This window comes from Corallococcus exercitus, assembly GCF_003611585.1.
Taxonomy (GTDB): Bacteria; Myxococcota; Myxococcia; order Myxococcales; family Myxococcaceae; genus Corallococcus; species Corallococcus exercitus.
This window is the reverse complement of the sequence record NZ_RAVW01000037.1, coordinates 21,556-35,651: the sequence shown is the minus strand read 5'-3', so window position 1 is coordinate 35,651 and position 14,096 is coordinate 21,556. Positions and strand designations below refer to the sequence as shown.

Genomic DNA, 14,096 nt, shown 5'->3' with positions numbered 1-14,096 from the left:
CCACCCGTCCCGCCCACCTGCCGGAGGACGCGGAGCTGCGCGAGGACCTGAACCAGTGGGCCCGGGTGACGCTCAACGCGGACGCCGAGCGCCACGGCCTCACCCGCTTCTGGGACCTGCAGGGCCAGCTCCTCTGGGAAGCCGAGTTCCAGAACGGGCTGCGCCACGGGCGCTGCTGGTCGCGCGTGGAGAACGCGTACGCGGACTTCCGCGTCCACTTCGAGGAGGGCCGGGCGGAAGGCAACCTCGCGTGTGGCCAGTGGTCCCTGCTGGACGCGCAGCGGGCGGTGGTGCTCACGCGCGACCTGGGCCGGGCGATGGATGAGCGGACGCTGGCGCGCTCACCGGTGTTCTCCAACCTGGCCCGGAGCGCGGAGGGGTGGCGCGAGCTGGCGAAGGAGGCCCGCGCGGACCGGCGCTACCGCGAGGCGCTGCTGGCCACGGCGCGCGCGTGCGCCACGTCGCTGGACGTCCAGCCGTTGAAGGAAGGCCTGGAGGAGCTGACGCTGCCGCGCACGAAGGACTCGGCGAGCGAGGTCGCGGACGACGTGGTGGAGGAAGCGGGCCAGGCGTGGGCCCCGATGGCGGACGCGCTCATGCGCGGGGGAGACGCCGCCACGCTGCTGCGGGCCTACGCCGTGCTGCTGGACCAGACGGACCGGCCGCGCGCGGCGCTGGACTTCCTGCACGCGGCGATGCTGCTCGCGCCGGAGCGCAAGGAGTACCTGTTCACGCGCGGCCTCATCCTGCTGAACCTGGGCGTGGCGGATCAGGTGCGCAAGGACGCCCAGGGGCTCGCGGCGGTGGAGCCGGACACGGCCGCGTTCCTGGACACGTACGCGCGGGCGTTGTTTCCCCGCTTCGACTTCTGGGCGGGACACGAGCCTCCGCGCTGTACCTACGACGGCCTGCCGGAGAAGCCCGAGCAGTCCCTGGAGGCGATCCAGCAGCTGGTGCGCAAGTACGCCACGCGGCTTCAAGCGATGCGCGGCGCGCTGCTCCAGCGGTTCAAGCCCGGCGCCCCGGTGTCGTGGCTGCCGCCGGATCTGTCGAGCCTGCTGGGCGAGGGGCCGGTGGAGCTGAAGCAGTACGAGCTGGAGCTGGAGGACGATCAGGTGGAGGTGGACGAGACGCTCGACCTGGAGCTGGGGCTCGCGGACCTGACGCTGATGCTGCGGGGGGACTGGAGCGCACTGTCGTGGCTGTTGTGGTCATGCGGGGAGACGACGTTCCGGATGCCCACGCGCATCGCGCCGCCGGCGGATTACGGCCAGGCGGCGGGGCAGGCCTCGCAGCGGCTGTGGCAGAGCCGGGACCGCAAGTTCCGGGGGGATGCCAGCACGACCAGACCCGGCCAGGGCTTCCTGTTCGAGGGGGTGGCACTGGGCGACCTGCATCCGAACCTGGTGTCCATCGCGGAGCGGCAGTACGCGGAGACGCAAGCGATGTTCTATTGGCTCAATGACCCGGATCACGTCTCTCCGTGGCAGAGCAATCTGAGGGGGAGCTAGGCATGAATCGGATTCGTGAAACCATCGAGGTCGCGGAGCCCCTGTGGCGGGCGCTGGAGCAGATGAGCCACGACCTGGGCGTGGACCGGAATGCCCTGGTGGCCCAGGCGCTGTTCCTGCTCGCGAAGCAGAACGGCTACGTGTCGCCGACGCCCGTGGCGCTCGGCACGCCGGTCGCGGGAGAGCCCGTGAGGGCACCGGCGGCCCGCCCCACTGAGCCCGCGGTGCGTCCGGCGGAGAGTCCCACTGCCGCTGCCCCCGTGAAGGCGACCGCGCCGGCCGCACCGGCCGCGGCCCCGGTGGACGATGCGGCGCATGCGCGGTCCCGCATGCAAGAGGTCCTCGCGGCCGTGGATGCGGTCGTGCAGCCCCGCGACGTGCCGGTGGCATCCGATGACGAGGAGGAGTCGGACGAAGACGAAGCGGCCGATGAGTCTTCGGACGAAGAAGCGGAAGCGGCCGAGGCGTCTTCGGACGAAGACGAAGCATCGGACGACGAAGACGCCGACGCTGACGAAGCATCCGCTGACGAGTCGAACGAAGACGAAGCAGCCGACGACGACGACGCAGCCGACGAGTCATCGGACGATGATGAAGCGGCCGACGAGTCATCGGACGATGACGAAGCGGCCGACGAGTCATCGGACGATGACGAAGCGGCCGACGAAGACGAAGCGGATGACGAGTCATCGGACGAAGACGAAGCGGCCGGCGAGGGTGCGTCCGGGGCCACCGCCGACGCGGATGAGGAATCCGACGAGGACGCCACCGGCACGGACGCGGAGGCCTCCGAGGAGGACGCCGCCGCCGCTGCCGACCTCGAAGCGGCGATCGGATCCGAAGAAATCCCGGGCGCCAACGAGGCCGACGACTCCGAGCCCGAAGAGGCCAAGACGGGCGAGGAGGCCACGGGCTCCGACGAAGACGACGCGCGGGACGATGAGGCCCATGCGCGGGCCGCCGCATCCGACGAAGACGACGCGCGGGACGACGCGGCCGGCGCACGGGCCGCTGCGTCCGCCGAGGACGACGCGGGCGCCTCGGAAGCCGAGGAGCAGGACCTTCCCTTCGTGGCGGCTCCAGCCGCGAAGGGCCCCGCCCTCCGGAAGCAGGGCCGTGTACTCCGTCAGTCCACGCCCGAGGACGACGCTCCTCCGGACGTCAACAAGGGCCGGAAGCCCGCCCCCGCCGCCAGGGCCGCCGCGCGCAAGGACCTGTTCGTGCGCCTGAGCCCGGACGGCCCCGCCACCCGTGTGGACGTGGAGCGCTTCACGCTGGGGCGCGGCCCGCAGTGCAGCCTCGTCGTGAAGTCCGGCAGGGTCTCCCGCGAGCACGCCGTCGTCGTGCGCGAGGGCAACGACTACTTCATCGAGGACCTGGGCTCGTCCAACGGCACCTGGATCAACCACCAGCGCATCAAGCGCCAGAAGATCGCGGACGGAGACACCTTCAACCTGGGGACCGAAGCCGTGTACTTCGCCATGGCCCCGAGCGACGACTGACGCGCTCAGGCCTTCCGCGGTGGATCGCGGATGCCCAGGGCGGAGATGACTCCGCCCAGCACGAGCAGGACCGTGGTGACGAGCATCACCCGGTGGAAGCCCGCGACGTCCAGTCGCGGGCCCACGATGAGCCCCGTGAACGCGATGGCGATGAGCCCCGCGACCCGGGCGATGGCGTTGTTGATGGCCGAGCCGATGCCCGCCTGCTCCTTGCGGACGGACCCGAGCACCGCCGATGTCAGCGGCGCCACCGTCGTCGCCAGCCCCAGCCCGAACATCACCACGCCCGGCAGCATCTGCGTCCAGAAGTTCAGCGGCGTCCCGGCGCGCAGCATGAGCAGGAACCCCACGCCCGCGATGCACGGCCCCACCGCCATGAACAGGCGCGGCCCGAACCGGCCCGCGAGCCCACCGAACGTCGACGACAGCAGCAACATGATGACCGTCGTCGGCATCAGCGCCAGGCCCGCCGTCGTCGCGCGAAGGCCTCCCACCTGCTGGAGGAACAGGATGATGACGAACTCACTCAGCGCCAGCGCCCCATAGATGGACGTCGTGGCCAGGTTGCCCACCCAGAAGTTCCGCTCCCGGAACAGGCCCAGCGGCATCATCGGGTGCGGCGAGCGCCGCTCCTGCCACAGGAACGCGATGAACGCCGGCACGCCCACGCCCAGCGACGCCAGCACCGTGGGATGCGTCCAGCCCACCGTCCCCTGCTCGATCAGCGCGTAGACCGGACCGCCCAACCCCACGCACGCCAGCACGGCCCCCAGCACGTCGATGTGCGCGCCCTCCGGACGCGCGGGCTCCTCCATGCGCGCGAGCAGCGCCAGCGTCAACGCGATGGGCAGCACGTTGATGCCGAAGATCCACCGCCAGCCCACTGTGTCCACCAGCAGCCCGCCCAGCAACGGCCCCGCGATGAACGCGGCGCCCGTCCAGCCGGTCCACGTGCCAATGGCCTTCGCCTGCTCGGGGCCGGAGAAGAAGGACAGGATGAGCGCCAGCGAGCCCGGCACCAGGAGCGCGCCCGTGGCCCCCTGCAGCCCCCGCGCGAGGACGAGCACCGCGCCCGTCGGCGCCAGCGCGCACAACAGCGACGTGGCCCCGAACCCCAGCAACCCCAGCCGCAGGATGCGCTTGCGCCCGAACATGTCCGACAGCGAGCCCGCCACCAGCATCAGCGAACCCAGCGTGATGAGGTAGGCGTCCACCACCCACTGCTGGAGCCTGAGCCCACCGCCCAGGTCCCGGACCATCGCGGGCAACGCGACGTTGATGATCGCCCCGTCCAGGAACGTGACGAGCGAGGCGAGCACGGCGATTCGCAGGACCAGCCGCTGTGAAGGAGTCACGGTGCCGTGACTTTCCCGGAGGACGGCGCCACTCGCACCCCGGAGGACCCACGGGACGTCAGGCAGCCAACTGCGCCGGGGAGAACCGGCGGGGAGCAACGCGCTCCCCACCGGGTAGGACTCACGGACCCGGAGGGCCGTGAGGTCCGTCAGAGCTCACACCGCGGACCCTCCGTGCAGAACGGACTGGTCAGGTCCTTGCGACCCGGCATCTCCGCTTCCGAATTGGACAGGAGGCGGACGGTTTCACGCTTCAGACTCAGCTTCTTGGGCTTCTGCATGTCCTGTTTGTCCATGGCATTGTCCTTTCGTTGCAGTCTTTGCGTACGTTGACAGCCAAGCTGGATTCACGGGCAGGGATGCCCGTGATACGGCTCAGAGATCACACTTCGTGCCGTAGTCCGTGCAGATGGGCGAGGTGAGCTCCTTGCGCGCCTGCTGCTCAGCTCCCGCTCCGGAGAGCAGGCGGACGGTCTCTCGCTTCAGGCTCAACTTCTTGGGCTTCTGGGTGTCCTGCTTGTCCATGACGTTGCCCTTTCGTTGCGGTCCTTGACGGCGTTTACTGCAACAGCAAGTCAAACACCTGTTTCCCGACTAAACAAGCGCTCCCCGCCAGAACCGCCATGCGCTGAATTTCATTTCCAGACTGGATGGAGCAACGACATGCGACAGTCCCCTCCATGGAAGCCCTTGCTGCAAGGCGTCGAGCGCGACACAGCGTTGCAAGTGCTCGCAATGCTTGTCGACGCGCTGTCGCATCCTCCCGGGCAGGTTTCATCCCTGGCATCCCTCGCGCGAGGTGAGGCAGGGCGCGCGGTGCTTTTTGACGCGCTGGCGCGGGCTCACGGTGACGCGAAGCATCGCGCGGCTTCGGAGGCGTGGCTGGAGCTCGCCACGGGGGCGCTCGGTGCTCAGACGCTGGGGCCGGACCTCTATGACGGCTTCACGGGCATCGCGTGGGCCGTGCAGCACGTGCAGCGCCCTTCCGAGTCCCCGGAGGAGGATCCGCTCACGGACATCGACGCCGCGCTCGAGGACTTCCTCCAGACGCGCCCGTGGACGCACCGCTATGACCTGGTGAGCGGACTGGTGGGCATGGGCGCGTACGCACTGGAGCGCCTTCCACGGGAGGGCGCGCGGCGCTGCCTGGAGGCCGTGGTCGCGCGGCTCGGGGAGCTGGCGGAGCGCACGCCGGAAGGGCTGCGCTGGAAGACGCAGGCCGGCCATGTCGAAGCGAGGATGCGGGACGAGCATCCCGAGGGCAGCTTCAACCTGGGCGTCGCGCACGGCATGGCGGGGCTGCTCATCGTGCTGGGCGGCGCGGTGGCCGCGGGGGTCGAGGCCGCTCGCGAGCTGCTCCAGGGAGGATGGACCTGGTTCATGGCCCGGCGCGCGGCGGACTCCGACCCCGCCCGCTTCCCCACGCGCGTGGGCGCACGGAATGAACCCCTCACGTGGCCGCGCCGTCCGGCGTGGTGCTACGGCGATCCCGGCGTGGCGCTGGGACTGCACACGCTGGCGCGCGCGGTGCGCGAACCCGCGTGGGAAGCCCAGGCGCTCGCGCTCTGCCTGGAGGCCGCCGGGCGCTGGACGGACGTCGCCTCCGTGAAGGACGGCGGGCTCTGCCACGGCTCCGCGGGGCTCGCGCACCTCTACAACCGCCTGTACCAGACCACGGGCGAGCCCGCCTTCGAGGCCGCCTCCCGCTACTGGTTCCAGCAGCTGTTCTCCGTCCACCGGCAGCCGGGCCTGGGCGTGGCCGGCTTCCGCACGCGGGAGTATTCCGACGACGGCACGGGCGACTGGACCGACGACACCGGCCTGCTTGGGGGAGCCACCGGCATCGCGCTGGCGCTCCTCGCGGCGACCTCCTCCGCGGAGCCCTCCTGGGACCGCATGCTGCTCATGTCCCTGCCCCGCTCTCCCCTGGACTCTCCATGACGCCGCCGGGCTTCGCTCCCTCCGGGTTCTTCGTCCTCCGCACCCCGCTGCTGCCCTTCGACGAGCTGCTCGCCTGGGGCCGGGGACTCTCCGCCTCCGCCGCGCTGACGGCTTCCACCGTGGAGCTGGAAGCAGCGCTGGAGCGGGACCGCGCGCTCCTGCGTGAACGGCTCTCCGCGGTGATTGCCCGGCCGGAGGTGCGGGAGGCGCTGTTCCTCGCGTCGCCGTCGCTGGAGGAGCACCTGCCCGCGTGGACGTCCGCGCCCGGGAGTCCGCACGGCGAGAAGCTGGAGCGGACACTGGTGCGCTACTGGCAGCGCATGGCGGCGCGGTCGACGCCCTTCGGCCTCTTCGCGGGCAACAGCCTGGGCACGCTCACCGCGTCCACGCGGCTGTGGCTGCCTGCTCGTGAGACGTACCGGCGCCACACGCGACTGGACACGGACTACGTCGACGCGCTGATGGAGCAGCTCGCCAGACTGCCGGAGCTGCGCGAGGCCCTGGGCTACCACCCCAACTCCAGCCTGTACCGGGTCGCGGGCCGGCTGCGCTACGCCGAGTCCCGGCGCGCCGGCGGCTCGCGCACCTACCAGCTCGTGGGCGTGGAGCCCACGCCGTACCTGGAGGCGACGCTGGAGCGGGCCCGCGCGGGCGCGTCGCTCGCCACGCTGGTGCAGGCGTTGGTGGACGCCGACCCCGACGTGTCGCGCGAAGAGGCCACGGAGTACGTGGACATGCTCGTCGAGCACCAGCTCCTGGTGCCGGACCTGGCACCGCCCGTCACGGGCCTGGAGCCGCTGCGCGAGCTGCTCGCGCGCCTGGAGGGCGTGCCCGCGATGGCCGCGTCCCACCGCGTCCTCCAGGGCGTGCAGCGTGCGCTGACGGAGCTGGATGGCACGCCGCCGGGCGCGGAGCCGTCACGCTACCGCGCGCTGGCTCGCGGGCTGGAGGCCCTGCCCTCCCCTGTCGACGTGAGCCGCCTGTTCCAGGTGGACCTGCGCAAGCCCGCCGAGGCGCTGACGCTGGGCCCCGCCGTGGTGGACGCGATGCTCCAGGGCGTCACCCTGCTGCACCGCCTCAACCCGTCCGCCGAACACTCCATGCTGCGGCGCTTCCGCGAGGCCTTCGTGCAGCGCTACGAGGCGCGCGAGGTGCCCCTGCTGGAGGCGCTGGACGAGGACGTGGGCATCGGCTTCGAGCTGGCGAGCCCGGAGGCCGCCGAGGACGCACCGCTCCTGCGCGACCTGACCCTTCCCGCTTCCCGTGCCGAGGAGCCCGTCGCATGGGGCAAGGCGCAGGCGCACCTGCACTACCGGCTGTCGGAGGTGCTGCGCTCGGGCGGTCCGCTGGAGCTGGAGCCCGCCGACGTGGAGGCGCTCGCCCATTCCCGTCCGGGACCGCTGCCGGATGCCTTCTCCGTCATGGGGGCGGTGCTCGCGGCCTCGCAGGAGGACGTGGACGCGGGGCGGTTCCAGTTCGTCTTCGAGTCGATGATCGGCCCCTCGGGCGCGGCGCTGCTGGGGCGCTTCTGCCACGGGGACCCGGAGCTGCTGCGCCACGTGACGGAGCACCTGCGCGCGGAGGAGGCCCTGCGACCGGAGGCCACCTTCGCGGAGGTGGTGCACCTTCCCGAGGGGCGCAACGGCAACATCCTCTGCCGCCCCGTGCTGCGCGCGCACGAGCTGGTGTACCTGGGGCGCTCGGGGGTACCGCCGGAGCGGCAGCTCCCGCTCACGGACCTGTTCCTCTCCGTCCAGGGCTCCCGCATCGTCCTGCGCTCCGCGAGCCTGGGGCGTGAAGTGCTTCCGCGCGTCACCCACGTCCACAACTTCGGCCGCGCGCACCTGCGCCCGTACACCTTCCTGGGCACGCTCCAGCAGCAGGGCGTCACCCCCGGCCTGCGCTGGAAGTGGGGTCCGCTCGCGAGCAGCGCGTTCCTTCCGCGCGTGACGATGGGCCGGCTCATCCTCCACCGCGCCCGCTGGCGGCTCCAGGCGTCCATGCTCCGCGCGCTCGGTGAACGCGAGGGCGCCGAGCGCTTCCGTGAAGCCCAGCGGCTGCGCGAACGGCTCCAGCTGCCGCGCTTCGTCGGCCTGGAGGACCGCGACAACGTGCTGCCGGTGGACCTGGACAACGTGCTCAGCGTGGACACCTTCGTCCACCTGGTGCGGCAGCGCGCGGATGCCGTGGTGCTGGTGGAGCTGCCGGAGAAGGAAGGCCTGTGCGTCCAGGGCCCCGAGGGCCGCTTCGCCCACGAGGTGGTGGTGCCCTTCGTGCGCACCGCGCCCGCGGTGCCCGCGCCCGCCGTGCACCTGCCTAAGCCCCCGCGCATCGAGCGCTCCTTCCCGCCGGGCTCCGAGTGGCTGTACGTCAAGCTCTACACCGGCACGTCGCTCGCGGAGCGCGTGCTGGCGGAGGCCGTGGCGCCGGCGGTCCGTCAGGCCCTGGCGTCCGGTGCCGCGAGCCAGTGGTTCTTCCTGCGCTACGGAGATCCGGACTGGCACCTGCGCGTGCGTCTCAAGGGCGACCCGCGACGGCTGCGCGGCGAGGTCCTGGAGCACCTGCACACGCTGCTCGGTCCGCTCCGGCGGGACGGCCTTGTCCACCGCGTGCAGGTGGACACGTACGAGCGCGAGGTCGAACGCTACGGCGGCGACGCGGGCATGCCGCTCGCGGAGCAGTGGTTCCACGCGGACAGCGACGCGGCGCTGGAGCTGCTCGACACGGTCGCCGAGGAGGGCGGCGCGGACGCGCGCTGGCGGCTGGTGCTGTGCGGCATCGACACGGTGCTGACGGACCTGGGCTTCGACCTGGAGGGCCGCTGCCGGCTGCTCGAAGGGCTGCGCCAGGGCTACGGCCAGGAGTTCTCGGTGGACGGCGCCGTCGAGCGGCGGCTGGGCGAACGCTTCCGGACGCACCGCCAGGAGCTGGAGGCCCTGCTATGGCAGCCGTGGCCCTCCGAGGGGCCGCTCGCGCCAGGGCTCGCGGTGCTGCGCCGCCGCGCGGAACGACAGGCGCCGGTGCTGGGCCAGCTGCGCGCGTGCGCGGACGCGGGACAGCTCACCCAGCCCCTGGACCGCGTGGCGATGAGCCTGGTCCACATGCACACCAACCGGATGCTGCGCACCGCCGCCCGCGCACAGGAGCTGGTCCTCTACGACCTCCTCCACCGCCTCTACACGTCCCGGCGGGCCCGGGAGCGGAAGCGGTCCTGACACGACCCGTCTGGCGGCCTGCCTCCGTATCCAGTGCAGGAGACCAACGACATGGCACAGCCGATGTACACCGGACAGGTCCGCACCGTGGGGGAGAGCATGGCCCGCAGCACCACGGAGGCGCAGGCGTTCAAGATCTTCATGGACGAGCCCGTGGAGCTGGGCGGCCAGAACGGCGCGCCCAGCCCGCTCGACTTCATCCTCGCGGCGCACGCGGGCTGCCTGAACTACATGACCTTCTTCATCGCCCGCGAGCTGGGCATCCCCGTCACCGGCACCGAAATCACCGTGAAGGGCTCCCTGGACCCCGCGAAGTTCGCCGGCACCCACCGTGAGGTCCGCGCCGGCTACCAGTCCCTCACCGCCACCATCCACGTGAAGGGCGACGTCACCCAGGAACAGCTCGCCCATCTGCTGCGCGAGGTGGAGACGCGCTGCCCCGTCAGCGACAACCTGGCGCACGCCACCCCCATCCACCTGTCCATGCTGCCCGCCGCATAGGTCCGCTCCCCAACGGTCCATCCCCCACGACGGGCCCGGTGCCACCCCAGGCGCCGGGCCCGTCGCGCGTTCCCACCCCAGGTCGCCTTGACTTCGAGATTACGCTGGTAATATTACGCTCGAAATCAAAGGAGCCACACATGACCGCCAGCTACATCATCGACGCCGTCCGGACCCCGCGCGGGCGCGGGAAGATGGGCAAGGGAGCCCTGACGGGGCTGCACCCGCAGGAGCTGCTCGCGCAGACGCTCAACGCGCTCCAGCGGCGCGGCGGCTGGGACGCGCGCGAGGTGGGTGACGTCATCGCCGGATGCGTGTCGCAGGTGAACGAGCAGGGCGCGAACATCGCGCGCAATGCCGTGCTGGCGGCGGGGTGGCCGCAGGACGTGTCCGCCGTGTCGCTCAACCGCTTCTGCGGCTCCGGGCTCCAGGCGGTGAACTTCGGCGCGATGGGCGTGGCCTCCGGCGCCATGGACTTCGTGGTGACGGGCGGCGTGGAGAGCATGTCGCACCTGTCGCTGGGCGCGGACGGCGGCGGCCAGGACGGCGGCAACGTGCGGCTGCGCGAGCGCGTCTACCAGGTGCCCCAGGGCATCAGCGCGGACCTCATCGCGACGCTGGAGGGCATCACCCGCGAGGACGTGGACGCCTGGGCCCTGCGCTCGCAGCGGCAGGCGGCCCGCGCCATCGAGGAGAACCGCTTCGCGAAGGCCCTCTTCGCGGTGAAGGACCCGGCCACCGGCGCCGTGCTGCTGGAGCGCGACGAGTACCCGCGCCCGGACACCACCGCGCAGGGCCTGGCCGCGCTCAAGCCCGCGTTCGTCGCCATGGGCGAGACGGCCGTGGGCCCCCACGGCGAGACGCTGGATGGCATCGCGCTGGCGGCCTACCCGCGGGCGAAGCGCATCCAGCACGTGCACACGGCGGGCAACTCCAGCGGCATCGTGGACGGGGCGGCGGTGGTGGCGCTGGCGTCGGAGCGCTACGTGAAGGAGAAGGGGCTCAAGCCCCGCGCCCGCATCCGCGCCATGGCGACCGTCGGCACCGAGCCGCTCATCATGCTCACCGCCCCCGCGCCCGCGAGCGAGAAGGCCCTGCGCATGGCCGGCATGAAGGCTCGCGACATCGACCTGTGGGAGATCAACGAGGCGTTCGCCGCCGTGGTCCTCCAGACGACGCGCGCGCTGGACATCGACCCGGAGCGGGTGAACGTCAACGGAGGCGCCATCGCGCTGGGCCACCCGCTGGGCGCCACCGGCGCGATGCTGCTGGGCACCGCCCTGGACGAGCTGGAGCGCACGGGCAAGCAGACGGCGCTCATCACCATGTGCATCGGTGGCGGCCAGGGCATCGCCACCATCATCGAGCGCGTGTAGCGCTCAGCGCTCCCGGTAGGACCTCCGGGAGCGCCAGCGCCCCTGCGTCAATGAAAGGCTCCGGGCCCTACGGCAGGTACTTCCATGCCGCCGTCACCGCCGGCTGGAAGCAGTGCACGTGGGCCTTGGTGGCGCTGGGGATTTCCTGCACCACACCCGCCCCGTAGCCCTGCGTGCGGCACCACTGGCTCACCTCCAGGCGCGAGCCCGGAGCGGTGTAGTCGCCCGTGTTGGACATCGGCCCCAGCACGGACCTCTCCACGTCCGTCTGGAGCCCGGAGTTGAAGCAGCCCACCCAGGGCCGGGACGTCACCTCGAACACCTGCCCCGTCGTCCACCCCTGACGGTTGCAGAAGCGGTGCGCCGCGGCGGCGCAGTGGGTGCTCGTCACGCCGCGCTCGTCGGTGCAGCCCGCGTGGATGCGCGACAGCTCCTCGAACGTCACGGCCACGCTCTCGTGCTGGATGGGCGCGCAGGCCACCGTCAGGTCCGTGGCCGTGGACGACACCGGCACGCCCGCCAGCGAGATGGGCGGACGGTTGCTGACGAGCTGCTGGAGGGTGTCCCAGGTGTTGGTGGTGTTCGCCAGCGCGTCACCCGCGCCCCGCTGCGCGCACACCCGGTGCATCGCGGACAGGCATGCGGCCGAGTTCAACGACTGGGTGCCATTGCACGCGGGCGCCTGGGCGCTCATCACGAACTGGCCCGCGGAGGGCGAGTGCTGGATGGCCTCCTCGCGGCAGTTGGCGCCGTGCGCCGTCAGGCAGATGCTCCGGTTGGAGCGCGCGTGCGTGAAGATGCGCACCTCGTCGATGGCGCCCCGGAAGGAACCCTCGCCGTTGGCCGGGCAGCGCTGCGTGTCCAGGTTCGACCCCGCGCCGATGTAGAGCGTCCCCGTGCCCAGCCGGGCCGTCCCCGGCGCGACGGGCAGCGCGCGGTTCGTGGGCACGCCGTTGAGGTATTCGTTGAAGACGCCGGTGGTGCCATCCCACGTATAGGCCAGGTGGCTCCACTGCCCCACCGGCAGCACCGGGCCTCCGCCCAGCCGCACGCGCTGGCCGTTGACGACCAGGGAGAACTGCACCTGATTGCTGGCCTCATGGATGATGTCCAGCCCGCCCGCCTTCTGCATCAGGTAGCGGTAGGGATTGCCGGTGGTGCAGCCCTGCTGGATGTCCGCGTCCGGCCGCACCGCGAACTCCACGGACAGCGCGCGCACGGCCGCGCCCACGCCGGGCACCGTGCCGGACGGATCCGCCAGGTTCACCGCGAGCGCGCCGCCGCCGGGCACCACCAGCGCCTTGCCCTTGCCGTGCGGCTGCCACAGCGAGTCCGGCGAGGAGCGCGTCACCGCGTTGCCCGGCGAGATGGAGGCGCTCCCCACCAGCGTGCCGGTGAAGAAGTGGCCGGACAGGTCCGGCGTGCGCGTCAGGTCATACGCGCCCGCGCGCGTGACGAGCTCGTTCATGGGCAGGAAGAGCAGGTGGAAGGGGTCCATCAGCTCGCCCAGGTCCACCTCGTTGTAGTCGGCCGTGTTGCTGCCGAAGAGGGCCAGCACGTCGTGCGTCTTGGTGACGGGCAGGTAGTGCGCGGCGTTGCTCTGGCCGGGCGGGAAGTTCTGCGATGGCAGGCGCTCCTGCTCGAAGTTCCACATGGGCCCCGAATAGAAGAGGTGCGCGATGTCCATGCGGTCCGTGTTGAGCGCTCCATCGATGTGGTACGCGGTCCAGTTCGTGTCCGCGCCCACCAGGCTCACCGCCTCACGCCGCGCGCCGTCCGTGTACGTGACGGCGATGTAGAGGAGGTTGCGGCCCTCGTGGTCCACCCACGCGTAGGCGCCGCGCACCAGCGCGCCGGACGCCGTATCGCCGAAGTCCTCGCCCGTCGCGGCCTTCAGCCGCTTCCACGCGAGCGGGTAGCGCTTCACGCCCGCGTCCGGGTCGTTGAACATCATCGACAGCGGACGCGGGTTGCTCCAGCCCGTGGCCGCGCACGGCGTGGGGTTGTACGCGTACATCATGTGGTCGATGCCGCCGGTGTTCGCGGGCGCGCCCTGGTAGATGAGCAGCCGGCCGTCGGACGTCATCGTCGGCTCGATGCCGCGAAGCGTGGCGCCGGTGACGGTGCGCAGCGTCTCCAGCGGGCCGGTGGTGAAGGAGGCGATGTCCGCCGCCGTCGTGAACGGCTGGGACACCCGCAGGTCCGACGTGCGCCGCCGGAAGACGTTGTCCCCGTTGAACATCATCGAGTCGAAGATGAACGGCTGGTACACCGCGACGCCGCCCGACAGCACGTAGGGCTGCGCGGGGTTGGGGAAGCAGAACGCCAGCGCGTTCTCCCCGTTCCTCACGTCCAGCGTCTTGCCGGCGGAGAAGGCCGCCGCGAACGACGGCTTGCCGGCGGCGTCGTACGTCACCGCCTCCGGACGGAACACCCGGGCGATCCACGTCGTGGTCGTCGTCGCCTGGTCCTCGCGGATGTTGCCCACGAAGATGCGCCCGTCCACCGTCGACGAGTGCCCGTTCGACCCGAAGGGCGTCGGGATGCGCGTGTTCACCAGCGACGGGCGCCCTTCCGCGAACACCGCCCCGGGCACGCCCGCGAGCAGCACGGTCAGACTCCAGATAAGTGAGTTTTTCATGGAAATTAGGTTAACCTCATTTCCATGCCCGGCCCAACCCGGCCGGGTCCCGCT

Annotated in this window: 9 protein-coding genes; 6 read left to right on the top strand and 3 right to left on the bottom strand. The window is 71.4% G+C overall.

Annotated features, from left to right (window positions below):
- The coding region (locus D7W79_RS07580) for a thiol reductase thioredoxin (RefSeq protein ID WP_120524664.1) at window positions 1–1,511 on the top strand (1,511 nt) is incomplete at its 5' end.
- A 2-nt stretch (window positions 1,512–1,513) separates the two neighbouring features.
- Window positions 1,514–3,013 (top strand): FHA domain-containing protein, encoded by a 1,500-nt coding sequence (locus tag D7W79_RS44470; protein WP_244221640.1) that lies wholly within the window; start codon window positions 1,514–1,516, stop codon window positions 3,011–3,013.
- Between the two features lie 5 nt (window positions 3,014–3,018).
- On the opposite strand, the gene D7W79_RS07570 is transcribed toward D7W79_RS44470, so the two are convergent.
- Window positions 3,019–4,368, bottom strand: coding sequence for an MFS transporter (locus D7W79_RS07570; protein ID WP_167497676.1), 1,350 nt, complete (start codon window positions 4,366–4,368; stop codon window positions 3,019–3,021).
- A gap of 375 nt (window positions 4,369–4,743) precedes the next feature.
- Window positions 4,744–4,893: a hypothetical protein gene (locus tag D7W79_RS43575; protein ID WP_158616909.1), complete on the bottom strand. Its 150-nt coding sequence runs from the start codon at window positions 4,891–4,893 to the stop codon at window positions 4,744–4,746.
- A gap of 138 nt (window positions 4,894–5,031) precedes the next feature.
- Here D7W79_RS43575 and D7W79_RS07565 point away from each other — a divergent pair, with 138 nt between their 5' ends.
- The 4 genes from D7W79_RS07565 to D7W79_RS07550 all read left to right on the top strand — a co-directional run bounded on the left by D7W79_RS07565 (window position 5,032) and on the right by D7W79_RS07550 (window position 11,401).
- Window positions 5,032–6,309 carry a lanthionine synthetase C family protein gene (locus D7W79_RS07565; protein WP_120524663.1) on the top strand — a complete coding sequence of 426 codons (1,278 nt, stop codon included), beginning with the start codon at window positions 5,032–5,034 and terminating at the stop codon, window positions 6,307–6,309.
- Window positions 6,306–9,524, top strand: coding sequence for a lantibiotic dehydratase (locus D7W79_RS07560; RefSeq protein ID WP_120524662.1), 3,219 nt, complete (start codon window positions 6,306–6,308; stop codon window positions 9,522–9,524). Before D7W79_RS07565 ends, D7W79_RS07560 begins: the two co-directional genes overlap by 4 nt.
- A 51-nt stretch (window positions 9,525–9,575) precedes the next feature.
- On the top strand, window positions 9,576–10,025 hold the full coding sequence (locus D7W79_RS07555) for an OsmC family protein (RefSeq protein ID WP_167497675.1): 450 nt from the start codon (window positions 9,576–9,578) through the stop codon (window positions 10,023–10,025).
- A 140-nt stretch (window positions 10,026–10,165) separates the two neighbouring features.
- The gene (locus D7W79_RS07550; RefSeq protein ID WP_120524660.1) at window positions 10,166–11,401 is read left to right on the top strand and encodes an acetyl-CoA C-acetyltransferase; all 1,236 of its coding nucleotides are present in this window, start codon (window positions 10,166–10,168) and stop codon (window positions 11,399–11,401) included.
- A 67-nt stretch (window positions 11,402–11,468) separates the two neighbouring features.
- On the opposite strand, the gene D7W79_RS07545 is transcribed toward D7W79_RS07550, so the two are convergent.
- Window positions 11,469–14,042 carry a LamG domain-containing protein gene (locus tag D7W79_RS07545; RefSeq protein ID WP_120524659.1) on the bottom strand — a complete coding sequence of 858 codons (2,574 nt, stop codon included), beginning with the start codon at window positions 14,040–14,042 and terminating at the stop codon, window positions 11,469–11,471.
- Between the last annotated feature and the right edge of the window lie 54 nt (window positions 14,043–14,096).

Coding starts and splice junctions, on each gene's coding strand:
- D7W79_RS07555 (WP_167497675.1), top strand. CDS start 9,576: ATGGCACAGCCGATGTACACCGGACAGGTCCGCACCGTGGGGGAGAGC.
- D7W79_RS07560 (WP_120524662.1), top strand. CDS start 6,306: ATGACGCCGCCGGGCTTCGCTCCCTCCGGGTTCTTCGTCCTCCGCACC.
- D7W79_RS07545 (WP_120524659.1), bottom strand. CDS start 14,042: ATGAAAAACTCACTTATCTGGAGTCTGACCGTGCTGCTCGCGGGCGTG.
- D7W79_RS07565 (WP_120524663.1), top strand. CDS start 5,032: ATGCGACAGTCCCCTCCATGGAAGCCCTTGCTGCAAGGCGTCGAGCGC.
- D7W79_RS07550 (WP_120524660.1), top strand. CDS start 10,166: ATGACCGCCAGCTACATCATCGACGCCGTCCGGACCCCGCGCGGGCGC.
- D7W79_RS43575 (WP_158616909.1), bottom strand. CDS start 4,893: ATGGACAAGCAGGACACCCAGAAGCCCAAGAAGTTGAGCCTGAAGCGA.
- D7W79_RS44470 (WP_244221640.1), top strand. CDS start 1,514: ATGAATCGGATTCGTGAAACCATCGAGGTCGCGGAGCCCCTGTGGCGG.